This is a genomic window from Lysinibacillus sp. RC79 (assembly GCF_041262405.1).
GTDB lineage: Bacteria > Bacillota > Bacilli > Bacillales_A > Planococcaceae > Lysinibacillus.
In genome coordinates this window covers 43,665-65,207 of the sequence record NZ_JBGCCD010000018.1, presented here as the reverse complement: position 1 = coordinate 65,207, position 21,543 = coordinate 43,665, and the positions used below count along the sequence as shown (strand labels likewise).

The 21,543-nt window shown below is 33.5% G+C and carries 26 protein-coding genes and 2 pseudogenes; 17 read left to right on the top strand and 11 right to left on the bottom strand.

Annotated elements, in window-relative coordinates:
• The first annotated feature begins 22 nt into the window (after positions 1-22).
• The 3 genes from ABH968_RS16970 to fic all read left to right on the top strand — a co-directional run bounded on the left by ABH968_RS16970 (position 23) and on the right by fic (position 2,751).
• A complete protein-coding gene (locus tag ABH968_RS16970; protein WP_370045793.1) occupies positions 23-721 on the top strand; it encodes a response regulator transcription factor in 699 nt (232 codons plus the stop codon).
• A gap of 1 nt (position 722) precedes the next feature.
• On the top strand, positions 723-1,961 hold the full coding sequence (locus ABH968_RS16965; RefSeq protein WP_370045791.1) for a HAMP domain-containing sensor histidine kinase: 1,239 nt from the start codon (positions 723-725) through the stop codon (positions 1,959-1,961).
• A 187-nt stretch (positions 1,962-2,148) separates the two neighbouring features.
• A complete protein-coding gene (fic, locus tag ABH968_RS16960) occupies positions 2,149-2,751 on the top strand; it encodes a protein adenylyltransferase Fic (RefSeq protein ID WP_370045789.1) in 603 nt (200 codons plus the stop codon).
• Between the two features lie 108 nt (positions 2,752-2,859).
• Here the strand turns inward: fic and ABH968_RS16955 are convergent.
• Positions 2,860-2,997 (bottom strand): annotated as a pseudogene (locus ABH968_RS16955) (RNA-guided endonuclease TnpB family protein); the annotation flags it as partial.
• A gap of 217 nt (positions 2,998-3,214) precedes the next feature.
• Between ABH968_RS16955 and ABH968_RS16950 the strand changes: the two are divergent.
• Positions 3,215-4,234, top strand: a complete 1,020-nt coding sequence (locus ABH968_RS16950; protein WP_370045787.1) for a DUF418 domain-containing protein — start codon at positions 3,215-3,217, stop codon at positions 4,232-4,234.
• Positions 4,235-4,442: 208 nt separating this feature from the next.
• Here the strand turns inward: ABH968_RS16950 and ABH968_RS16945 are convergent, their stop codons facing one another.
• The 6 genes from ABH968_RS16945 to ABH968_RS16920 all read right to left on the bottom strand — a co-directional run bounded on the left by ABH968_RS16945 (position 4,443) and on the right by ABH968_RS16920 (position 8,589).
• Positions 4,443-4,829 carry a DUF3021 family protein gene (locus ABH968_RS16945; protein WP_370045785.1) on the bottom strand — a complete coding sequence of 129 codons (387 nt, stop codon included), beginning with the start codon at positions 4,827-4,829 and terminating at the stop codon, positions 4,443-4,445.
• A 15-nt stretch (positions 4,830-4,844) separates the two neighbouring features.
• On the bottom strand, positions 4,845-5,360 hold the full coding sequence (locus tag ABH968_RS16940) for a hypothetical protein (RefSeq protein ID WP_370045783.1): 516 nt from the start codon (positions 5,358-5,360) through the stop codon (positions 4,845-4,847).
• A gap of 81 nt (positions 5,361-5,441) precedes the next feature.
• A complete protein-coding gene (locus tag ABH968_RS16935; RefSeq protein WP_370045781.1) occupies positions 5,442-5,909 on the bottom strand; it encodes a LytTR family DNA-binding domain-containing protein in 468 nt (155 codons plus the stop codon).
• A 147-nt stretch (positions 5,910-6,056) separates the two neighbouring features.
• Positions 6,057-6,251, bottom strand: a complete 195-nt coding sequence (locus tag ABH968_RS16930) for a DUF3021 family protein (RefSeq protein ID WP_370045848.1) — start codon at positions 6,249-6,251, stop codon at positions 6,057-6,059.
• A gap of 150 nt (positions 6,252-6,401) precedes the next feature.
• Positions 6,402-7,442, bottom strand: coding sequence for a flavin-containing monooxygenase (locus ABH968_RS16925; protein ID WP_370045779.1), 1,041 nt, complete (start codon positions 7,440-7,442; stop codon positions 6,402-6,404).
• A gap of 691 nt (positions 7,443-8,133) precedes the next feature.
• Entirely contained in the window at positions 8,134-8,589 is a 456-nt protein-coding gene (locus ABH968_RS16920) for an effector binding domain-containing protein (RefSeq protein ID WP_370045777.1), read from the bottom strand.
• 96 nt (positions 8,590-8,685) lie between these two features.
• Between ABH968_RS16920 and ABH968_RS16915 the strand changes: the two genes are divergently transcribed.
• Both ABH968_RS16915 and ABH968_RS16910 read left to right on the top strand, forming a co-directional pair.
• Complete coding sequence (locus tag ABH968_RS16915) at positions 8,686-9,585, top strand: helix-turn-helix transcriptional regulator (protein WP_370045776.1); 900 nt, start codon at positions 8,686-8,688, stop codon at positions 9,583-9,585.
• Between the two features lie 221 nt (positions 9,586-9,806).
• Positions 9,807-10,340 (top strand): dihydrofolate reductase family protein, encoded by a 534-nt coding sequence (locus ABH968_RS16910; RefSeq protein ID WP_370045774.1) that lies wholly within the window; start codon positions 9,807-9,809, stop codon positions 10,338-10,340.
• 113 nt (positions 10,341-10,453) lie between these two features.
• Here the strand turns inward: ABH968_RS16910 and ABH968_RS16905 are convergent.
• A pseudogene (locus tag ABH968_RS16905) lies at positions 10,454-10,612 on the bottom strand (CatA-like O-acetyltransferase); the annotation flags it as partial.
• 197 nt (positions 10,613-10,809) lie between these two features.
• On the opposite strand from ABH968_RS16905, the gene ABH968_RS16900 reads away from it, so the two are divergent.
• The 5 genes from ABH968_RS16900 (at position 10,810) to ABH968_RS16880 (ending at position 14,139) form a co-directional block, all read left to right on the top strand.
• Positions 10,810-11,160, top strand: coding sequence for a hypothetical protein (locus tag ABH968_RS16900; RefSeq protein ID WP_370045772.1), 351 nt, complete (start codon positions 10,810-10,812; stop codon positions 11,158-11,160).
• Positions 11,161-11,757: 597 nt separating this feature from the next.
• Complete coding sequence (locus ABH968_RS16895; RefSeq protein ID WP_370045770.1) at positions 11,758-12,420, top strand: stalk domain-containing protein; 663 nt, start codon at positions 11,758-11,760, stop codon at positions 12,418-12,420.
• An 11-nt stretch (positions 12,421-12,431) separates the two neighbouring features.
• Positions 12,432-12,674: a hypothetical protein gene (locus tag ABH968_RS16890; protein WP_370045769.1), complete on the top strand. Its 243-nt coding sequence runs from the start codon at positions 12,432-12,434 to the stop codon at positions 12,672-12,674.
• 13 nt (positions 12,675-12,687) lie between these two features.
• Positions 12,688-13,584 (top strand): FAD:protein FMN transferase, encoded by an 897-nt coding sequence (locus tag ABH968_RS16885; protein WP_370045767.1) that lies wholly within the window; start codon positions 12,688-12,690, stop codon positions 13,582-13,584.
• Positions 13,585-13,587: 3 nt separating this feature from the next.
• Complete coding sequence (locus tag ABH968_RS16880) at positions 13,588-14,139, top strand: ferric reductase-like transmembrane domain-containing protein (RefSeq protein ID WP_370045765.1); 552 nt, start codon at positions 13,588-13,590, stop codon at positions 14,137-14,139.
• Positions 14,140-14,191: 52 nt separating this feature from the next.
• On the opposite strand, the gene ABH968_RS16875 is transcribed toward ABH968_RS16880, so the two are convergent.
• Positions 14,192-15,427 carry a sensor histidine kinase gene (locus ABH968_RS16875; protein WP_370045763.1) on the bottom strand — a complete coding sequence of 412 codons (1,236 nt, stop codon included), beginning with the start codon at positions 15,425-15,427 and terminating at the stop codon, positions 14,192-14,194.
• Positions 15,427-16,098, bottom strand: coding sequence for a response regulator transcription factor (locus ABH968_RS16870; RefSeq protein ID WP_370045761.1), 672 nt, complete (start codon positions 16,096-16,098; stop codon positions 15,427-15,429). The genes ABH968_RS16875 and ABH968_RS16870 overlap by 1 nt, the downstream gene beginning before the upstream one ends.
• A gap of 171 nt (positions 16,099-16,269) precedes the next feature.
• Here ABH968_RS16870 and ABH968_RS16865 point away from each other — a divergent pair, with 171 nt between their 5' ends.
• Positions 16,270-17,160 carry a DMT family transporter gene (locus tag ABH968_RS16865; protein ID WP_370045759.1) on the top strand — a complete coding sequence of 297 codons (891 nt, stop codon included), beginning with the start codon at positions 16,270-16,272 and terminating at the stop codon, positions 17,158-17,160.
• Between the two features lie 36 nt (positions 17,161-17,196).
• Here the strand turns inward: ABH968_RS16865 and ABH968_RS16860 are convergent, their stop codons facing one another.
• Positions 17,197-17,883, bottom strand: a complete 687-nt coding sequence (locus tag ABH968_RS16860; protein WP_370045758.1) for an ArsR/SmtB family transcription factor — start codon at positions 17,881-17,883, stop codon at positions 17,197-17,199.
• A gap of 92 nt (positions 17,884-17,975) precedes the next feature.
• Between ABH968_RS16860 and ABH968_RS16855 the strand changes: the two genes are divergently transcribed.
• From ABH968_RS16855 to ABH968_RS16835, 5 genes are all read left to right on the top strand, one after another.
• Positions 17,976-18,284 carry an antibiotic biosynthesis monooxygenase family protein gene (locus tag ABH968_RS16855; protein ID WP_370045756.1) on the top strand — a complete coding sequence of 103 codons (309 nt, stop codon included), beginning with the start codon at positions 17,976-17,978 and terminating at the stop codon, positions 18,282-18,284.
• A gap of 50 nt (positions 18,285-18,334) precedes the next feature.
• Positions 18,335-19,171: a CbrC family protein gene (locus ABH968_RS16850; RefSeq protein WP_370045754.1), complete on the top strand. Its 837-nt coding sequence runs from the start codon at positions 18,335-18,337 to the stop codon at positions 19,169-19,171.
• Between the two features lie 32 nt (positions 19,172-19,203).
• Positions 19,204-20,310, top strand: coding sequence for a PA2928 family protein (locus ABH968_RS16845; RefSeq protein WP_370045752.1), 1,107 nt, complete (start codon positions 19,204-19,206; stop codon positions 20,308-20,310).
• A gap of 137 nt (positions 20,311-20,447) precedes the next feature.
• Positions 20,448-20,765, top strand: coding sequence for a PadR family transcriptional regulator (locus ABH968_RS16840; RefSeq protein WP_370045750.1), 318 nt, complete (start codon positions 20,448-20,450; stop codon positions 20,763-20,765).
• Positions 20,765-21,310, top strand: a complete 546-nt coding sequence (locus ABH968_RS16835; RefSeq protein ID WP_370045748.1) for a DUF2812 domain-containing protein — start codon at positions 20,765-20,767, stop codon at positions 21,308-21,310. Before ABH968_RS16840 ends, ABH968_RS16835 begins: the two co-directional genes overlap by 1 nt.
• The last annotated feature ends 233 nt before the right edge of the window (positions 21,311-21,543 follow it).

Below are 21,543 nucleotides of genomic sequence, written 5' to 3'. Positions count from 1 at the left end.
TGAGGGGAAGGAGAGGGTATATTTGAATAAAATATTACTGGTTGAAGATGATGAGGCTCTTGGTTTAGCCATCGAGTTTTCATTAAGAAATGAAGGGTATGAGGTGATTAGAGCCTCTAGTGTAAAAGAAGCGAGAAACCAGTTTGATCATACTATTTTTAAGTTGGCTATATTAGATATCAACCTTCCAGATGGAAATGGCTATGATCTATGCATGCACTTTAAAAAACAAAACGATGCCATGTCTATTATTTTCTTAACCGCCCTTGACGAAGAAGCGAATGTAGTAATGGGACTAGATATTGGTGGGGACGATTATATAACAAAACCTTTTCGAGTTAGAGAACTTATGTCGAGAGTAAGAGTGCAATTGCGTAAACAAACTAAGTTAGAAGAAGCTTCATTGATTTTAACATCTGAGAATATAAAAATTGATATGAACCAAGTCAAGGTTTATAAAAATCAAGAAATTGTCCCAGTAACGAATTTAGAATATAAGCTTCTGTTAACTTTTATGAAGAATGCTTACAAAGTATTAAAAAGAGATGAAATTCTTCTGGAAATTACGGAAGGTGATGAAGTATTTTTTGATGAAAATACGTTATCTGTATATATTATGCGTTTAAGAGACAAAATCGAAGATAACCCAAAAAATCCACAGTTTATCATCACCCAAAGAGGATTAGGATATCGTTGGGATAAGGATGTGTGCAGACAGTAACATGATAAAAAATACTGAGATAAAAGGCTATATGATCGTAATGTTCGCTTTATTTTTTCTATTTATAATCTATCAGTATATGACACATCAACTATTTTACGATCATTTAAAAAGTGATTCTATTACAGCCTGGGGGGAAATTACCGCCAGATTGGTTGAACAAAATCCTGAGAATGAAGCAGAAATTATGAAAGTCTTAACAAGCAATTCTTCTGATTCCAATGAGTATCAGGAAAAAGGAAGAGAAATCTTTAAACAATATGGATTATATGAAGATTTGGAGACAGAGCTTTTTCCACTTTTAAATAACCAAATTTTTAGCCATAATCAATTAGTCTTTTGGGGGTTGATTATTTTCGGAGGTCTATTGTTTTTGGCAAACTACATACAATACACTATTTTCTTCAATAAAATCAAACAACTTACTTCGACTGCCAAAAAAATAATCGAAGGGGATTACTCGGCTACAATAAATGAAAATAAAGAAGGCGATATTGCCAAACTAGTAATTTCTTTGCGTTCCATGAAAGATATTATTAGAAAAAGCATGAGTGATTTGCTTGAAGAAAAGAAGTTTTTAGGTCAAGTATTACAAGACATATCCCATCAATTAAAAACACCACTTTCGACTATATCCATCTACAATGAATTGTTATTGAATGAAGACTTGCCCCGTCAGCAGCAAGTTCAATTATTGCAAAATAATGAAGTTCAAATCAGCAGAATGAATGTCTTGATTCAAAACTTATTAAAAGTAGCGAAAATTGATGCTAGAGCTATTTCATTTGATAAAGAACCTTTAAACTTTGTGGAGACCATAAATGAAGTTTTGAATCGTTTGGAAACGATGATCAATGAAAAGGATCTGTCAATTGACTGGGACGAGCCGGAGGAAATAGTAGTTTTCCACGATAGATTATGGATGCAAGAAGCTTTGGTGAACTTGCTAAAGAATGCGATTGAGCATTCCAAACATGGTGATAAAATTACACTTCAACTCAAAGATACACCCATTTTTACGGAACTTGTGATTCAAGACTTTGGAGAGGGGATTGCAGCTGAGGAATTGCCACATATCTTTAATCGATTCTACAAAGCAAGTAGTTCTAAAAAACATGATTCGACAGGGATTGGCTTGGCTTTAACAAAAGCAATTATTGAAGCGCATCAAGCCTTGATAAAAGTTGAAAGTGAGAAAAATGCCTATACAAAATTTACAATTACCTTCATAAAATTTTAGAATGAATGAGTAATGGGTAGTTTTCGTTTTTAGTGCTATAGCCGGTATCTATGCTATTTATGATATAGTCAAATCAATCACACTAAGAAATATCTTTTATGATTGCTATATTGTAGGCAGTCATGATTTACTTATACTTTTTTCTAGAAAGTGCGAAAATTAAAAAAGACTTAAGGGGAGTATGACGATGCTTGAAAATATATTAGGTATCACAAACCAACTTGAATTGAATCGAACAGAAGAATGGCTTTCAAAGAAGAAAGCTAAAGAGTTATACGATTCAGGGAAAATAAATAGCCTAGAAGTGGGCACTTTCAAGGGTCTTTCTGAAATTCATCACTATCTATTAGAGGATATTTATTTCTTTGCTGGAAAGGTTCGAGAGGTCAATATAGCAAAAGGGAATTTCCGATTTGCTCCAATCATGTATCTTAGAGCATCTTTAGAGCATATCGATACGATGCCACAAACAACTTTTGATGAAATCGTTGAAAAGTATGTTGAAATGAATATCGCTCACCCTTTCAGAGAGGAGAACGGTAGAGCTACTAGAATTTGGCTAGATTTAATCTTTAAAAAAGAACTTCACAGGGTTGTTGAATGGAATAAGATTGCTAAGGAAGATTACTTGTTGGCGATGGAACGTAGTCCGATTAGAGATGTTGAAATTAAGCAATTGCTCCAACAAGCATTATTAGATGAAATTAATAGCCGTGAAGTTTTCATGAAGGGTATTGATATTAGCTACTATTATGAGGGATATACTGAATATGATATAGAAGATTTATAATAGAAAGGGCTGAAATGGTCCTTTTTTTACTTTTTAATAGGGAAAAAAAAGGAGCTAACTAAATAGCTCCTTTTATTTATGATTAAAACTAAGATGTTAGGTATCTTTGATTGAAATGTGCGTGAAATCAAAAGAATAGTTTTGGTTATTCCGAAAAGACACTGGCTTCTTTAACACAGGAACAACCTTGTATTTATTTTTCTTCACTTTCTTAAACACACTTTTAATGTCTTTAATCGCTTGGTTACCCCACCTGAAGGAGTGGGCTTTGTCGTTCAGAAAATCTGTAATTTTACAATTTAGTAAGATTAAATTTCATATTGTAAGGGAACAGTCATTCATTTATCTAAAGATAACGTTTATGTTTAAAGTATAAAAAATAAGGAGCTGGCAAAATGAAAAAAACAGTAGCTTTTTTATGTATTAATGCTAAAAAATATAGTTTTCTATTAGGAGATTCTGAATGAATAAATTAAATACGTATGAAAGAATAGACACTATGGATTACTTACGAGGGTTTGCCTTGCTGGGGGTACTTCTTGTGAATAGCTTTCAGGTTATGGATTCGTCCAACTATAATGAATTACACGAAGTATTATATTCTATATTCAACAGGGAATTTTACCCTATTTTATTCTTCTTATTTGGATTTGGGTGTTATCTTTTTATGAATCGATCCAAACAAAAAATAAACAATAGATACCTTTTGTATTTCCGCAGAATAGGTTTTTTATTTGTACTAGGACTGATTCATACATTATATGCACCGCCAGGGATTACCGATGTATTAATGGTGTATGCAGTACTTGGCCTGTTTATGGCAATATTTTTTAAAAGAAGTAAATGGAACAACTTAATAATAACGATTTCACTAATAGCCTTATCTATTGTTACAGCTTTTTATCAACCGTATTATGGTGAGAGAATAGTATGGCTAGATTTACTATCCAACATAAGTAAATGGTTTGCACCGATGATGCTAGGTTTTACGATGGGGCAATTTAATTTTTTTGAAAATATACATGGGAAATTAAAGTGTATTTCGATTTTTTTAATAGTTAATATTTGTACTTATGTATCTTTATTTTATATAAAGCTGTCAATTGACATTACTCCTGCAGGAACTGAAATGCTAGAAGATTATATAGTTCCTTTTATGATGATGAGCAGTCTTCTTATTGTTTTACAATGGGATAGAGCAAAAATGCTATTATCTCCTTTAAAATTTTATGGCCAAATGTCTTTAACAAATTATCTTGCGCAAAGTGCCTTACTAATTGTATTTAGCTTCCTAATTGGTATGACTCCTATTAATTCATTAATAGTGTGCTTCATAATCCACGCCATTTTAATTACTTTTAGTATAGTATGGTTAAAGTATTTTAATATGGGACCCGTTGAATTGTTATTACGATGCTTTACTTATTGGGTGAAAGTTCCGAATAAGAAAAAAATCATTAAAGAAAGCTTTAATGAAGCTTGATTTACCTAATAAATGAAAAATTTGATTTTACTTGGCTACCAACGAAATATATTCAATAGATTTACTGACACATTTATTGAACGCACTATCTACTTATTTCAGTTCGTTTACGAGATTCTTTAAGATGATAGTATTAAAGGGTCACTAGATAAATGTGACCCTAAAGATTCAGTCTTTTGTTCTACATGTATGAACCAATGCATCCTTTTTAAAAATTTCTTATCTGTTTTAGTAAGGCATTAAGTTCATTCGCCTCTTTTTTAGTCTTAATAAGTGTTATGATCCAAGCAAACAAATAGAGTAATAAAAAACCACCAAGAAAATCTGCACTTAGAAAATGATCAGTCCACTTGTTATATAAAGATATAGAAAAGACTACTAGAAACATCATGATAAAATGGATTAATAAAGCAAACAAATAGTTGATTTTTTTAACTTCAAAAATGATTGTAAAAATACCTGCACAAGCTGAAATTAATAACACGCTAATAATCTCTGCTTTTGAAGAAATGATATTTTTTCTCGATAGTAAAACGATCATATAAATAAATGCACCAGTGCCTAAACCTGAAAATAGTCTATTTTTTAATTGCAACGAAATGTCTTCCTCTCAAAATAAGATAGGCTTGTTTAATTCTTTTTGTGCATAAAATGTATAAAGAATTCCCCCGAAGAAAAGTCCGATAGATAATCCACTTATGGCAGAATAAATGATATTAAATGAAATGTCATTATAAAATGATGGCGAGATGCCTAAAGCTACATTTAAGAGATACTTCACTAAAAAATTTATTAGGATAATGATTAACGGAAGATTGCACTTCTTTCTGATGATTACTGATTCCTGTTTGAAAAAAAATTGATATTTTTTATATAACAAATAACCAATTAAAGTCCCAGGAAATATGAAAAAGAAATAGCTAATTAAACAAAATTCTAAGTGTGAAAATTGAGAGATTATTTTTTCAAATCCCCATACCATAAATATGAAAGGAACTAAAAACATTTTAGACAAATTGATTGGCCTTTCCTGGGAAATAGCGATACCTCTTTTTATTAAAATAAATAATAATATCCATACCGACAATGGCGTTCTTAAAACTACTTCTCTAATGATGTTATTCATTCTTTATTGCCTCCTTTGATGTTATTCATAATGGCATCAAAGAGGGAATAAAGAAATACGTCTAAACATATGTGGTGAAAATCAATACATAAGTGGACTTCTGGAATATCTTGTTAGTGTCTTTTTCAAAGAAGATACATATTTTCTTGACACAATTACTTTCTCTTCATTCGATAGAATTGCTTCAAGATTACCGTTAGGTTTAACCGAAAATTTATTTAAAAAATGAATATTGATCATGATCGTTTTTGAGATTCTGATGAAGTTATTGGGAAGATCATGCTCCAATTTATATAAAGGGCTTTTTGTTTCAAAAATAGTATCATTTGTATAAATGAATATTTTTCGTTCAAGATATTCTAAATAAAATATATTGGAATAAGGAATTTTTTCTTGTTCGTTTTTTGATGTAGACTTTGCTAGTAAATAGTTGTCAGAGCTTTTTTCAAGAGTTGATACTATATCTTGAATAAAAGACGTTACTTTGTGAATGTTAAATGTACATGATTCTTCTTTAAGTTTTTCAATAATTTTTATGTTAACCTTCATTTAAGACATGTATTCCTTTCAAAGTTGATTCTCTGTAATTTAAAGTGGATATATGTAAAGAGTATATCAAAAGTTACTCTGATTTTTATAATTGTAGGATAATTTTCACCAAGATAATGTATACAAGGGTATTAAAGGGTCACTAGACTAAATGTGACCCAATGCATCCCATTTAATCTGTTTTAGTAAGGCATTAAGTTCATTCGCCTCTTTTTTAGTCTTAATAAGTGTTATGATCCAAGCAAACAAATAGAGTAATAAAAAACCACCAAGAAAATCTGCACTTAGAAAATGATCAGTCCACTTGTTATATAAAGATATAGAAAAGACTACTAGAAACATCATGATAAAAATGGATCACTAAAGCAAACAAATCGTTCATTTTTTCAACTTCAAAAATGATTGTAAAAATACCTGCGCAAGCTGAAATTAATAACACGCTAATAAAAGTGGACAAGCAATTATCAATTACGCCAATCGAAATTGAAAAACTTAAATCATCTTTTTCAGAACTGAATATAAAAACTCAGCATCTTTTCCTACTCCACAAATAAGTGCCGATCCTCTTTGATGTTGCCACGGTAGCCCAATATAATATAACCCTTGTGTTGGACTCACACCTCTTTTGTGAAGAGGAAAACCTTTTGCATCTAAAATTCCCTCTATGTCTATCCATTTGTAGTCAGGAACAAATCCTGTTGACCAAATGATATTTTGCACGTTTCTTTTACTATGATCGCTAAAAGTTATTTCTCTTCCTTGTGTTTGAATGACTCTTGGTTTTATATTAATTTTCTCTTTACGAATCAGATACTTTAATTCAAGGCCAAAAATAGGATCACTTTGTTTTCGGAACCATGATCCGCGCCTTGTATCAGTTCCTGCATATAAGAGACCAATCTTTTCTAACCAGTAAAAAATGCTTTTGCCTATAATACTAAGTGGTGAAAATTTAAATGAATGGCTAATAGCAATGGTTACTTCACGATTTTCTGCAAGTTCAGTCGCAATTTGCGTACCAGAATTTCCTCCTCCAATCACTAGAACAGGACCATCTGGAATCATCTCCGGTGATTGATACTGGGAAGAATGAATTTGAAACACCTCTTGTGAAAGACTTTGGGAAATTGACGGAATGAACGGTTTCTGAAAAGCACCAGATGCGATAATAACATGTTTGGAATGAAATATCCCCTTATCAGTAGTGACTTCAAATGTATTCTTTATTTTTTGTACTTTATGTACAGTTGTCTCCATTCTCACTGGTAACAAAAAACGGTTAGCATATGCTTCAAGATAATCCGCGATTTCATCCTTTGTAGGCAATGCGTTTTTATCTCCTTCTAATTTCATCCCTGGCAGGGAACTATATGACTTAGGTGTAAATAGAACCAAAGAATCATACCTATTTCTCCATGTGTCTCCAAGTCTTTTTTCTCCATCAAGTATTACAAAATTATATCCGCCTTGTTGCAAGTAATACCCCATACTTAATCCAGCTTGCCCAGCACCAATCACAATAACATCTAACATCTCTTCATCTCCATTTCTTATTTTAAAGATAATATATGAATAGTTGTTCATGTATTCATATATTATCGTTCATCATAACAATTCCTTCCTCCGCGTCAAGTAGTTTGCATCAATTATTAGATTTTTCAACTTCTGTAACTGTCGTTTCACTTATGTTACATAAAACATTTGTACCTGTCGCTACGCTTTCGGTACAAAAGACATTTGTAGCTGACGCTTCGTTTTCGCTACATAAAATACTTGCTGAAAGAAGTTAAAAATTTTACATCAGAAAAGCACGAGAAATCAACGTTTCTAAAATTGATTTCTCGCGCTTTTAAGGTTTTGACCAGTGTTGTCCCAGCCTGAAATCCGGCATGCTTGATGACTGTGTAGATTTATTCATTGACACTTTCTTCAAAGAGCCTTGGAATGATGTTTATGAGTCAAAAAACAAGTTGTAGAATTTTTGAGAATTACATGAAAAACAATTACTTTATAGGTTCATTCTAAAAATAGGCGATAACTTGGTTTATAGCAATTGATGATAAAATCGACTTGTTGGTCAAGTGGGGTTTGGAAAACGGTTATCGATCACTTCAAGATCTTCAAGTACTTGCTGCATTTACACCGGAAGTAAAGTTTAGTAAATTAAATAATCTAAAAAACTGGTTAGGTTTTCTAACCAGTTTTTGAAATTAGGTCTCAAAATCTAACTTTTAATTGGCACCCACAATTCAACTTCGGCATTCATTGGATTTCCATTCAAAAGTACTTCAAAAATTTCTTTTCCGTTATATTTTGAAGCATTGTCTTCATTTGTAAAAAACTCATTTTCAAGCTTATCAAATAAGAGCCTTGAAACTCCATCATTTGTAGTAAGTACAACATAAGATTGTGAAGATATTTCTAAATTTTCATATCCATCTTTATGATCATCTGATACTACACCTGCAAAGTATTTTATTCCGTTTTCTATTGGAATAATAACTGCATATCCTTTTTTATCTGTTGAGATAGGCATAAGTTCTTTCATCATGCCTTGATTAAATAATTCCTTATAGAACTCAGTTTTTTCTTTTGAGTAATTTTCATCATTTACCCCTTGCCCTTGTATCTCAATACCCCTACCAATTAATTTAAATGTTTCTCTGCTTTTGACTTTCATGGTCATTAACCTCCTTTGTTTTATGCTATAATCTTATCAATATTAATATGGCAACTGTATGTCATATTAAAGAAGGGAATATATGAGGGAGACTTTATGAAAATTGATAGGCATATGGGAATAATTTCTTACCTAATAGACCATAAAAAAACAACAGCTAAAGAATTAGCTGAAAATTTCAATGTAAACATAAGAACAATTATGAGAGATATAGATGATCTTACGTTATCTGGCATACCACTATATTGTGTAAAGGGTAAAAATGGTGGTATATATTTGATGGATTCAGTTGAATTAAATAAGCCTCCGCTGTCGAAAACGGAGTTGATGTCCATTGAAACGAGTTTAAAAAGTAGGCTACAAGTACTAGATGATAACTCAACGTTTAATGCAATTTTAAAGTTAAATAAAATTGGAGAAACTCCAGATTTTGAAATAGATCTGTCTCTTTCGAAAGGTAATACAGAGTTAAGAAAACTTGTTTTGGATTTGCTTTCGGCTATACGAAATAATGAATTAATTAGTTTTAATTATATAAATTCACAAGGTGAAGAATCAGAAAAGACTACTGAACCATATAGAGTTGTATATAAAGACAGAAGCTGGTACATGGACGCTTATTGTTATTCCACAGAGCAATTCAAAATCTATAAGCTTGCAAGAATATCAAACCTTAGTATCATAGGTACTTTCTCAAAAAGAGAATATCGACCACTCTCCTATAATGGTGGTGAATGGATGGAAAAAGATAAAATTCCAGTTTCTCTTTTAGTAAATAAATTAGTTATTGATAAATTCTTAGAATTATTAGGGAGAGAAAACATTAAGAATATAGATAGTACATGGTACTCTGTAATTTATCCTCTAAATGACAATGTATTCGGATATAATACTCTTCTTAGTTATGGTAAATTCGTCAAAGTTGTTTCGCCCGATTCGTTTTTAAACAGTTTTACAAAATATATGGATGAGATAAGAAATCTATATAGTGAATAGTTTATTAGGAATTGATCAAAAAGAGGTATATCTAATTAAAGGAAATAAAAACGTGCAATTTGTTGATATCTGATAATACTGAAGCTATTCATTGTAATTGTTAAGAAAAAAATTTCTACTTTTTTAAAAAAACATGCCATTACTTGTCATGTTTTGTAGTTAGTATAGTTTTGTTCCTTAATCAATAAGGAAAGTATAAAGATAAAAGGAGAGATTATAGTATGTCACGTGAAATAGTTTTATACATTGCTGGAAGCTTAGATGGATTTATTGCTAAGGAAGATAATGACTTACAATGGTTAACTGACACAGAAGGAGAGGGTGATGCAGGATATGCAGAAATGTATCAATCTATTGATACAACGATCATGGGGAAAAAGACTTATGATTATGTAATGGAAAATTCAGAATCATTCCCGTATCCTGAAAAAAAATGCTACGTCTTCAGCAATTCTGAAAAAGGGTCAGATGAATATGTGGAATTTGTCAATGAAGATGTAGTAGAGTTTACGAGAAAGCTCAAAGAACAAGAGGGTTCTAAAATATGGATGGTTGGTGGAGCGGGTATACTTGATGCTTTTATAAAGGGAAATTTAATTGACGAATATATTATTACAGTCACACCTCATATACTAGGCTCTGGTATTCCTTTGTTTAAAGAAAAAAATCCACAAATTGATTTAATTTTAATTGATACAAAACGGTACGGTCAGTTTGTACAAATGCATTATAAAGTAAAGAGTTACAAGAAATAGCATGGCATTTCTTGTAACTCTTTGTTCTAGATTCCATAAAAAGTATTTTTGTATCATGAAACAATTGTTTTATTTAGGGGAATAGCGCATTAGCTTTTGTTACCGTATATATAAAAAGTTGGATAAAACTTGAAATTATTATTTTTTATGTTTTTATACAGCACACTAATATCTATTTCTGACGTCATACTAAATGTTGTTTGTTGGGTAATATAATGCTCAAAATATTCGTGTCGATGCCGGTTCTTTAAAATAAAAGGATGTATCCAAATGAGAGTAGAACCAATCTTTATCAAAGGCTGTTTTCGAAAAGATTGTTGCTATTTAACTCCCATGAAAGAACTTAATCATCTTTCATTTTCTGTGGTGAAGTGCTTATTTTTGCGCTTCATGGATGGCTAAAGGGGTAGAATAGTTCAACAAGAGTGATGGTTATTTGTGGTAAAATAAAAATAAAATAGGAGGAAATATGAAACATTTAATTAAAATGTTCGTAGTTATAATTTTTATTTTATTATTAGCAGGTTGTACTGGTTCTCCAGGTGAAGAAACACCGGGATATTTGACTAAAAAACAAGTGCTTAAGAAAAATCCTGAAGCAGACTATTTTGTACTCAATGATGAAGTTTATGTAAGGGGAATTGATTGGATAGATGCAGTAGAATTAACAAAAGATGAGATAATTGGGGAAATTGAAGAGGGTATGGCAAGTGATTTACCTCTGGGAACTAAAATTATCGCACCAAAAGAAAGGAGAGATATTCTTATAGTAGAAAATAACGGAATAGAAATAAGATATTTACTTCAACTGGGAGAGTAATCAAAAAGTTGTTCAACTAACGGGGGTGCTTTAGTTGAAGAAGATAGCCAAACTAGAAGCAACAATCTTTGAGAAAACAGCCTTATCTAAAAAGATACGACTAAACTCCACCCACTAAGTTATATAATCAGATTATACATCTTTTTCAGTATAAAACTTTATTGTAAAGTATAGTTCTTTTTTGTCGAGTATACATTTTTGTAACTGAAGATTATGCGGATCAGTCGCAAGAAAATGTTTATAGGAGGCTGGTATGAAAAAGTGTAAAAAATGTAATGGTCAAGGTTATAAGCTTATTAATGATGGTGAGCGTAAAAGTAACAGACGCATTGAATAAGAACTTTATTATTTTTGGAGCAAGTCAAGGTTTAGTCGTTGCGTTTGTAAAAAGCTTACCTCAATGGAAATACTGTATGGATGTTGTTTACCAAGATAATATATACAAAAGAATAATAGATTTATGAACTAAGCTATTTCTAAGCAGAGGAATCTGTCCGTAGAAATGGCTTTTTGTTGTATGTAAAAATTTGTTTGAAAAATTCAGTCTTGTATCATTTTTAAAACCTACAATGAAGTCAAAGGAAAGGAGTAATGTAGATGAAAATGAAAAAAATTAGTCTTGTTGTAGTTCTTATATTAGCAGGTTTTATAACAAATGACGTAGTCGTACATGCAGATGATCATAAACATGAAGATAAAAAACAGGAAAAGTATAAAGACCATAAGGACTATAAAGATCACGACGATGATGATGACGACGATGACGATGAGAAATATTACTATGACGATGAAGAAAAAGGTGAAACTTACTATTTTCAAGATGCAGTAAGTACAAAAGGGACTTGGAATATTTGGACACGAACAGTTGCTGCAGATAAAGAAGTGCTACCTTTTACAAGCTCTCAAAAGGTCACGTTAAAGGTAGAAGGTACAAATAAGGAGCTGAGCTTTTTTGTTATACCAAAAGACGGGGAATTATTTGTACCGGGAAAAGCAGTAGCACAGGTTCTAGGAGCAAAAGCAACCTTTTACAAAGTAAGTAAAATTTTAGATATCCAAAATGAAGCAAATGAATTAATTTACCGGGCTGGAACTAACGTTATTTATGATAACAATGTGAAAACACCATCTCCTGCACAAGTATTTTACATGAATGAAGAATTATATGTACCTATTAGTACAATAACGAATGGCTTAGGCTATATAGCAGAGTGGCAAGAAAATAATCAAACATTTGTCTGCCAGCCAATCACGAATTAGGGGGAAGCACTATGAAAGATCCGAAAAAGGCAAAATGGGTATTAGGTGCGTCAGGGATTCTTTTGTCTGCGGCGATATTAACCCAAATTAACAGCCCAACAGAAGCCGAAACTACACGCACAAATAATATTCAGGAAGTAGATCAGGAAAATATGACGAAAAAAGAAAAAGAACTAGCTCAGCTGGATTGGACAAACTTTGAAATGACAAGTCAGCCTGCCGTCAAAAGCGAGCGCAAAACGAAAAGAACTTAATGGAGTTGGTCGTGTGGATACACTAACTTTGCAAATAATGAATACTGAATTTTATATAGCTATGCCAAAAGGTGTTCATTTCGTATGGAAAGAAAAAGCTGAGAAATGGCTTCACTACGTAGCAAAAGAATGGTCAAGATTTCAATCGAATAATGAATTATCACAACTTAATGATTTAGAAATGGGAGAAACGCTACGCATTAGTTCGTTACTATATGATTGTTTAATGCAAGCGGATCAATATTATCAACTTTCTAATGGTTTATTTTCACCATATCTTAAACGCCAATTAGAACAGCATGGCTACAATCAATCTTTTCCATTTGATGCAGCTAAAAGCAAGGCATTTCAAAACAAACCTCTGATTGCAGATCAAGCATTTCAATTTCTAGGCGACGCGCAAGTAATGAAAGTAGCACCGCAGGAAATTGATTTAGGTGGATTTGCCAAAGGGTATGCTATTGAAAAATTGGCGAATTGGCTTGAAGAAGAGGTATCTCCTGATTACGGACTAATAGACGGGGGAGGGGATATGAAAATGTGGTCTTCCGGGGACAAGACTTGGACAATCGGTGTTGCAGATGCCTGGGATATCGATAAGGAAATTAGCTCGATTAAGATGAAAACAGGTGCCATCGCAACATCTAATCGAGTTTATCGAAGCTGGATGCAAGGAACATTGAAGAAACATCATTTATTAAACGGACAAACAGGTGAAATTGCAAATACTGAAGTATTACAAGCTTCAGTCGTAACGTCTTCTTTATGTGATGCAGAGGTTGGTGCAAAGCTTTGCTTTCTTATGGATGAGGGTGAATTGCAGCAATGGTTCGAAAATAATTGTCAACAAAGTGCCCGTTTCATTGTTAAAGAAGGGCAAGCACCAAATTGGATGATAACGGGGGTGTAATAAATGATCTTCAGTACGTGGGAATGGATTCGATTATTGGGGTTTTTAGCGTATTTTTACTTTACGATTTCCATTATATTTGGGTTGTTGAGAAAATCATCATTTATAAAATCACATAAAAATTTAATTTATCATATACATCAAAATGCGGGATGGCTAGGATTAATCACCGTAATCGCGCATATGTTAGTCCTTTTAATCGATCATTATGAGCCGTATAGCATAGTAGGAATTTTAATTCCTTTCTCAGCAAAATATCAGTCTCTACCATCGGCACTTGGAACAATAGCATTTTATTTGTTTTTAGTAGTAATCATGACATCAGATTTATGGATTAGAACAATGAATCGCTCGTTATGGAAAAAGCTACACTTTCTTGTGTTACCAGCATGGGCATTATCACTTGCTCATGGAGTGTTAATAGGAACGGATACAGAAAATACGTTAATTATCATGTTTTATGTAGTTTCTGGGGGAATTACCATGTTAGTGCTGGTTGCAAGAACAATAAGCCAGTTCATGAAAAAAGTAAATGTTTCAACGTCACAACAATAAGAGGAAGCAGGGCTGTTTTAAAAAGCCCCGCTTCCTTTAAGTTGAACAATATTTATATAGGGAATTCAATATGAAATGTAGTGCCTTTATCGACTTTACTTGTCGCATAAATTTTCCCCTCATGCTGCTCCACTATTGCTTTTGCTATGGCAAGACCTAAACCAGTACCATTTCGTTGACGAGCAGCATCACTTCGGTAAAATCGCTCAAACACTAAAGGCAATTCCTGTTCAGTCATACCAACGCCGCTATCAGCAACAGTAATTTTTATAGAGTCTTTATTTTTAAAAAGCGCAAGCGTTATTGCTCCACTATTTGTATATCTTATCGCATTGTCTAAAAGAATATAGAGTAGCTCTTGTATCTTTGAAGCATCACCAAGCAGCTCGATGTTTTCTTGGATTTCAGTAGAAAACCGGATTTCAGGAGGCATAATCCTTTGGAATTTCGTGCTCACTTTTTTGAGTAAAGTTGATAACGGTATGGTTTCTTTTTGAATGGAAACCTGCTGCTGATCGTGTCTTGCTAAGAACAGTAGCTTTTCTATGAGCTCTTTCATTATTTCAGCCTCATCTTTTAAATCCGCAATCAATTCTTTTCCAAAAGGACTTAATTGCTTTGCTTCCTCATCTTCTAAAATGTCAAGTGAACTATAAAAAATACTTAGTGGTGTTCGTAATTCATGAGATGCATCAGATACGAATTTTTTTTGCTTATCGAACGACCATTGAATAGGGATCATCGCTTTACCAGCCATATAATAAGCCAGTAGACCGATTAAGACCGTTGAAATACAAGTTAATACTATTAGTAAATACTTGGTCATTTGGAAAAAATGATGCTGTGACGTCACAGATTTACCAACGATAATATAGCCTGCTACAGTATCATCGTTGTAAATTGGCTTTTTCAAAATTAGAAAATGCTCTTCTTGCCATTCATAATGCTGTACGAGTTCCTCATTAGGATTCCTATTGCCAAACGCTTTTTCGAGCTGATTCTTCAGTCCCTTAAAAGATTCGTCACCATGGACAAACTTATGATCCTTTGTGTAAATATAATAAAAAAAACTGCGATTTGGATCATAATTTAAAGTTTTAGTGTTGGCATAAGCATGTTCAAAGAAATCATGCTCTTGTCTACCATAAAAGTCTTCTAATTCGTTTATTTGTTGATTTTCCATTAATTTTACGAGGGAAAAGTATAGAACAATAACGAATAGTGAAAATAACAAAAAGTAAAGAGTTGCATACAAAAAGGATAATTTTTTTTTCGTTTTATGAAACATTAGTCTTCCCTCAGTTTATAGCCAATCCCTCTAACATTTTGAATACGTGATTTGGATTGACTATCATCAATTTTTTTTCGAACAAGCTTGACTAAAGCATCTAAGGAATTATTCGAAACATCGTAATCGTAGCCCCATATATAAATACAAATTTGTTCTCTAGTTAGTACACGACCTTTATTGATAAATAAATATTCTAACAGTAAAAATTCGTTTTTTGTTAGATCTATACTTTCATTATTGTACAAAAACACGCGGGAATCTACATTCAGCTGTAATTGATCGATCTGGATGACCTGTTCTATCACTTTATCTTTTCTTCGTAGTAATGCACGAACTCTCGCTAACAGTTCCTCTATTTTAAATGGTTTCACTATGTAATCATCTGCGCCACTATCAAGACCTTTAATAATGTCCTCTGTATCGTCCTTCGCTGTTAGCATTAAAATACTACCATTGAATCCAGTATTTCGTAGCTGTTGGCATACTTGAATTCCACTAAGGTGCGGCATCATCCAATCTAAAATAACAAGATCATAGTTCTCAGTAAGCGTGTGGTCTAGCGCTTCCTGTCCATTCTCCGCTTCAGTCACATGGTGAAATCCTTTCTTTAACATATGAACGATATTTCTTCTTAATCGTGCATCATCTTCTGCTAGTAATATTCTCAAGGCAGCTTCCTCCTAGTACCTATATTCAACTAAGTATACGCATTAAAAATGAAATGAAACTGAAAAAAGTTCCTTCCTTCCTTCCTTCACTATATGTATTCCATACTTCGATAAGAGTTGAAGCTTTTCCTATCTATAATGTTCTTAAATATAGAAATAGGGGGACAAATAATGAATATTTATAAATTTACAGCATTGTTAGTTTTAACGACATTTTTAATGGGATCTTCATTTGCCATTGTTAAATTGGGATTGCCTTATGCATCTCCGCTGTTATTGGCTGCACTCCGCTTTATACTTGCAGGGATAATGATGGCTGTCGTCGTGTTAGCGTTAAAAAGACCTCATCCAACTTCAAAAGAAGGCTGGATGAAAATTTTAACGATTGGAGCATTTCAAACTGCTGGTGTAATGGGCTGTATCTTTTTAAGCTTACGGACAATTACGGCAAGTGAATCCTCTATTCTAACATTTACGAATCCTTTGCTTGTAGTCATCTTCGCTACAATATTTACGAAAGCGCGCTACCGATTGTATCAATGGTGTGGTGTTTTCTTGGGGTTAATTGGTGTTACGATTACAATGGGTATGCAGATTGAAGGAAAAATCGGAATTCTTTTTGGAATTCTTTCAGCTGTTTTTTGGGCAATTGCGACACTACTGGCTAAAAAATGGGGCGTTTTATTTGATACATGGGTGCTATCAGCCTATCAAATGCTTTTTGGTGGCTTATTACTTTTATTGGCGAGTTTTGTATTAGAACAACCATTTTTTACTATGAATAGTCATTCTTTATTCATTTTATTATGGCTCAGTATTTTCTCGTCAATTGTTCAATTTGCCGGCTGGTATTATCTTTTACAAAATAGTGATCCTGGAAAAACGAGTGCCTTTCTGTTTTTAGCTCCTTTTTTTGGCGTTATAACAGGCTGGATATTATTAAATGAACCATTAAAACCATCGCTAGTTGTAGGAGGCTTGTTTATAATTGCTGGTATTTACTTGGTGAACCGTAATTTTACAACTAACGCTAAAAAAATATCCGCGGAGAGTCGAGTATAGACTGTTCGCGGAAAGAAGGTAGAGCCCTGTGCCAGTTTAGACATCTAACTGAAAAACTTCTTTAAAGCCAGCCCTTCCTTTTTCAGTCACTTTAATGGCACGAATAGATGGGACACGAGTCACCCATCCCAAGCTTAAAAAATGAGTAAGCATTCCTTGACCAAGTGCACCAGCTAGATGATAACGTCGTTCGCTCCAATCCAAACATGCATGGGAAAATGATCGACGCTTTCTTTTTAAATCATCTAAATCAAGACCGAAATCCGTAAAAAATTGTGCACCTTCAGATGTTATGAGAAACTGTTTTTCTTCTAGTTTTAGATAGCCTGCGTTAACCAAAGAGTCTGTTAATTGAACGCCTAGTTTACCAGCTAAATGGTCATAGCAAGTTCTTGCACCTTGTAGTAATTTCATTTGGCTTGATTGTTTTAATGAGCGTACTTCAGGTGGTGGAGAAATCGCTAGGAAGGATTCTAGTAAATGAGCAATTTCTTCGTCTGCTAATTGAAAATATCGATGACGGCCTTGTTTCTCTACTTTCACAAGTTTACCGTCTACTAACTTTGCAAGATGAAAGCTAGCTGTCTGGGGTTTAATGGCAGCCATATAAGCTAATTCACTTGCAGTATGAAAACGACCATCCATCATACTAGCAAGCATTGTAGCTCTTGAAGTTTCTCCAAGGAGAGAAGCGATTTCAGCCATGTTTGGATTAATACCCATTTGTCACAATCCTTTCTGCATTCCACATTATCGATATTCGTAAAAGTATTTATCGTTTACAATAATACATATAGAGGAGGGAGTAAATAGTAATGGAAACTTATTATGCCGTAATTTTTACATCGCAAAGAACAGACGAGGATGGAGAAGGCTATGCCAAGATGGCAGAAGTAATGGATGAACTAGCACAAAAACAGCCCGGTTTTCTCCGTGTAGAAAGTGCTAGAAATGCTGAAGGGAAGGGCATTACTGTATCCTATTGGGAGTCACTAGAGGCTATTCAGGCATGGAAAGAAAATTCAAAACATCTAGTCGCACAGCAATTCGGAAAAGAAAAATGGTACATGCAATATAATGTGGAAATTTGTACAGTCATAAAAGATTATTCTTTTACAATGTAATTAAATCGAGAAACGTTAAAACGATTATTTCAATTAGAAGGTGTTAAAATATGACTACGTTTATTTTAGAAGAATGGCATGAACAAAGAAAAAATTTCAATCCTTCTGATCCTGTTAGCATTAATCGAATGCATGAGTTCAAGGAAAAAGTGAAACTTCAAGAGGTAACTGAAGGGAATTTGAGGATCCTCGTAGATATCTACTGTATGCTTAGAATGTATTCTGATGCATATAAAATTTTTACTTCAGTTATGGATTTAGGGAACAAGAAAGATCAGAAAAAATTTGGATCAATAAAATATTACATAGATAATCCGAATTGTGTGAAGCCTTTGTATCCTTGTAAAATTAGAGAGGATAAAATAATTAAAACAATAATACCTAAATTTAAGTATTTGCCAGACCCATTAAAATCTAAAATCTTTGAAGCGGAAGAAGTTGTAACTTGTGATTGCTGCGAACAGGAAGTAGATGTTTATTATACTGGAGGTATTTACGCAGTTGAAGAGGTTGATTATCTCTGTCCTACATGTATACATAGTGGTACAGTTGCTAAAAAATACGACGGTTCTTTCCAGCAAGATCTAATCAATGATGAGAATGTTGTCAATTCCGACTTTACTGAGGAGGTAATGTGTAGAACGCCTGGTTATGTAAGTTGGCAAGGTAATAATTGGATGGCTCATTGCTCAGATTATTGTGCATTTATTGGCTATGTTGGCTGGAGTGAGTTAGTGGAGTTGGGCATTACAGAACAATTTGAAAATTATACTGGTTTTTCTACTGAGGAGTTGTCAGAATCACTGATGAATAATGGGCATCATCAAGGGTATTTATTTCAATGCTTAGAATGTGGTCGCTATGTCCTTTATTCTGATTTTAGTTAAATTTGAAAAACAGTCTGTGAGGAGGAGGAGAATTGGGCAATTTTTTTCAACGATATATTGATTCGTGGCGCTTTAATGGTTGGTTTGTCCACGATATCTTTCTAGGTATCATCATTGGCGTTGGGCTTTTATTATTATTGTATGCTTTGTTCAAACGCCGACTTAATCTTGCTCTTATCATTACTTTTATCCTTTACGCTTTTTTAGGTAATCTTTTGATGATTGTTTTTGGTTTAGCTGGTCGAAGCTTCCCAATCAATTCCGAATCTCCTATTTATACAGATGATGCACAGAAAATTGCTGTCCAAATGGTTGAAGGATCTGAAAATAATGGTACAACTAATGGCATTACGCAAATTATTTCACATCATCAAATTGTAGCAATTAATTTGCAAACAGGTGAAAAACAGTGGACGAAATCTTCTTCAAGTAAAGAGACACTCATTGGCAATTTTATGGGCGGACTTCTTGTTCATCATCGTGATGATGAATACGGAAAACTTTCCCTCTTAGATATTCAAACTGGAAAAGAAAAGCTTTCTGAAAAAGAATTTACGGAAAAACATAAACAGTTAATTGATGTTTTAGATAATGGTTCCCACAATATAGTCTTGTTGCAAAATAATCTTTATTTAGAGGGTGTCGATGGAAAATTTTATCGCTTTGATGGCAAAAATTTAAGCGAAGATCACAAAGCGGAAACATATCTTTCTACAAAATTTTTCATAGAATCCGATATTCCAGGTTACTTTGCTTCGTATAATCAACCGTTGGAGGATTATCAAGAGGTTCGAGAATTTAGTAGCAATGTATTAGCTGAACCTTCTATTCAAGCATACAAGAATCTTGAGCCGGCTTTATTAGATGTTGATCTGCAACAACAAACAGCCATTGTATCTTATCGACAAACGAAGCGAGAAAGTGCAGACAGTATCGTATTATCATATGATATGAAAAACCATCGCATTATTTGGGAAGAAAATATAGGTGTTGTTAACGCTGAGCAAAAAAATCCGGGTGTTCGTACTTTAGAGAACTACTACGCGATTCAAGCAGGAGATGAGTTTTTATTGTTAGATAAGGATACGAAAAAAGAAATGTTCAGATATCAGCTACGTTGGAATCGTCCAGTTCGGTGAAAATTACAGAGCATTGTATTATTTATCCCCTCCAAGTAACGACTTGGAGGGGATTTTTTATAGAGTTGCTCAATGTATCACAAAATGATATATTATTTAATGATATATCGTTTTATGATATATTGGAGGTGTAGACAATGAAATCATTAGAGCAGTTAACAGATTCTGTTTTTTATATTATGGCTGCCTTAACAGAGCCACGACACGGCTATGCGGTCATGAGTTTAATAGAGGAGACAACAAAGGGTACTTTCGTAGTTGGTCCAGCATCCCTTTATACAATTATAAAAAAACTATTAGCTGAACAGCTTATTCAGCTACACGATGATTCGGATTCTCGCAGAAAGGTCTATGTCTTAACGGATAAAGGTCGAGAAATATTGCTCGAAGATATCGAAAGAAGAAAGGTTATGATTCAGTTGGCAGAGCAGGGACTACAAGGGGGGCAAAAATAGTGAGAAATAGGAGATATATGGCATCATATGGTTTAGCTTTTTCTGAGGAGCGCGATATGAAAAAATTAAGCGAAAAAGCAGCAAAGGGCTGGCATTTAAAAAGATTTGGATTTGCTGGCTATGGGCTAGAGAAGGGTGAACCAGAAGACGTCATTTTTAGTATTGATTATCGTAAATTACGGAAGGATGAAGAAGAGGAGTATTTTGAGCTATTTGCTTTCGGTGGCTGGACACATGTTTGTTCTAGTGCAGATATGCATATTTTTAAGGCAGTACCAGAAACTACACCCATTTATAGTGACGCTGAGTCTTCTATTGATAAATTAGCGCGTCTTGCAAAGCCTGTAAATCTAGCAGCATCCATTGCCCTTACTATAACGATGGTTTTGTGGGTATTTATGACATTTACGACTGGGATAATTCAACACATTGCAGAGCAAGGATTTACATATTCCTTTGTTTTTACTGTTCCAGCAGTGATGACTTCTGGTGGAGTTTACTATCATATGTGGAAAAACCTACGATTGAAATCTAAGCATATATAAAGAACGAACAGCTGAAGCTTATCAGCTGTTTTTTCATGTTGTTGAAAAATTATTATGTCAATGAAATTATGCTATTAAATAAAGTAAGGGTGTTCGGCAAAACGAGGGGATTGATTTCCGTTCCAACTGGGCGCATCGGGGAACAGATGTTTTCTTGTGCGAAAGCGAAGCGCAAAAAAACAGCAACTTCTTTGAAAGAAATGGCACGGCGAATGCCTGCAGTAATGAAGTCT

Coding starts and splice junctions, on each gene's coding strand:
- ABH968_RS16910 (WP_370045774.1), top strand. CDS start 9,807: ATGTCACGTGAAATAGTTTTATACATTGCTGGAAGCTTAGATGGATTT.
- ABH968_RS16840 (WP_370045750.1), top strand. CDS start 20,448: ATGAAATCATTAGAGCAGTTAACAGATTCTGTTTTTTATATTATGGCT.
- ABH968_RS16875 (WP_370045763.1), bottom strand. CDS start 15,427: ATGTTTCATAAAACGAAAAAAAAATTATCCTTTTTGTATGCAACTCTT.
- ABH968_RS16915 (WP_370045776.1), top strand. CDS start 8,686: ATGAAAATTGATAGGCATATGGGAATAATTTCTTACCTAATAGACCAT.
- ABH968_RS16900 (WP_370045772.1), top strand. CDS start 10,810: ATGAAACATTTAATTAAAATGTTCGTAGTTATAATTTTTATTTTATTA.
- ABH968_RS16895 (WP_370045770.1), top strand. CDS start 11,758: ATGAAAATGAAAAAAATTAGTCTTGTTGTAGTTCTTATATTAGCAGGT.
- ABH968_RS16855 (WP_370045756.1), top strand. CDS start 17,976: ATGGAAACTTATTATGCCGTAATTTTTACATCGCAAAGAACAGACGAG.
- ABH968_RS16860 (WP_370045758.1), bottom strand. CDS start 17,883: ATGGGTATTAATCCAAACATGGCTGAAATCGCTTCTCTCCTTGGAGAA.
- ABH968_RS16965 (WP_370045791.1), top strand. CDS start 723: ATGATAAAAAATACTGAGATAAAAGGCTATATGATCGTAATGTTCGCT.
- ABH968_RS16920 (WP_370045777.1), bottom strand. CDS start 8,589: ATGAAAGTCAAAAGCAGAGAAACATTTAAATTAATTGGTAGGGGTATT.
- ABH968_RS16890 (WP_370045769.1), top strand. CDS start 12,432: ATGAAAGATCCGAAAAAGGCAAAATGGGTATTAGGTGCGTCAGGGATT.
- fic (WP_370045789.1), top strand. CDS start 2,149: ATGCTTGAAAATATATTAGGTATCACAAACCAACTTGAATTGAATCGA.
- ABH968_RS16930 (WP_370045848.1), bottom strand. CDS start 6,251: ATGTTTCTAGTAGTCTTTTCTATATCTTTATATAACAAGTGGACTGAT.
- ABH968_RS16935 (WP_370045781.1), bottom strand. CDS start 5,909: ATGAAGGTTAACATAAAAATTATTGAAAAACTTAAAGAAGAATCATGT.
- ABH968_RS16940 (WP_370045783.1), bottom strand. CDS start 5,360: ATGAATAACATCATTAGAGAAGTAGTTTTAAGAACGCCATTGTCGGTA.
- ABH968_RS16925 (WP_370045779.1), bottom strand. CDS start 7,442: ATGTTAGATGTTATTGTGATTGGTGCTGGGCAAGCTGGATTAAGTATG.
- ABH968_RS16950 (WP_370045787.1), top strand. CDS start 3,215: ATGAATAAATTAAATACGTATGAAAGAATAGACACTATGGATTACTTA.
- ABH968_RS16865 (WP_370045759.1), top strand. CDS start 16,270: ATGAATATTTATAAATTTACAGCATTGTTAGTTTTAACGACATTTTTA.
- ABH968_RS16880 (WP_370045765.1), top strand. CDS start 13,588: ATGATCTTCAGTACGTGGGAATGGATTCGATTATTGGGGTTTTTAGCG.
- ABH968_RS16850 (WP_370045754.1), top strand. CDS start 18,335: ATGACTACGTTTATTTTAGAAGAATGGCATGAACAAAGAAAAAATTTC.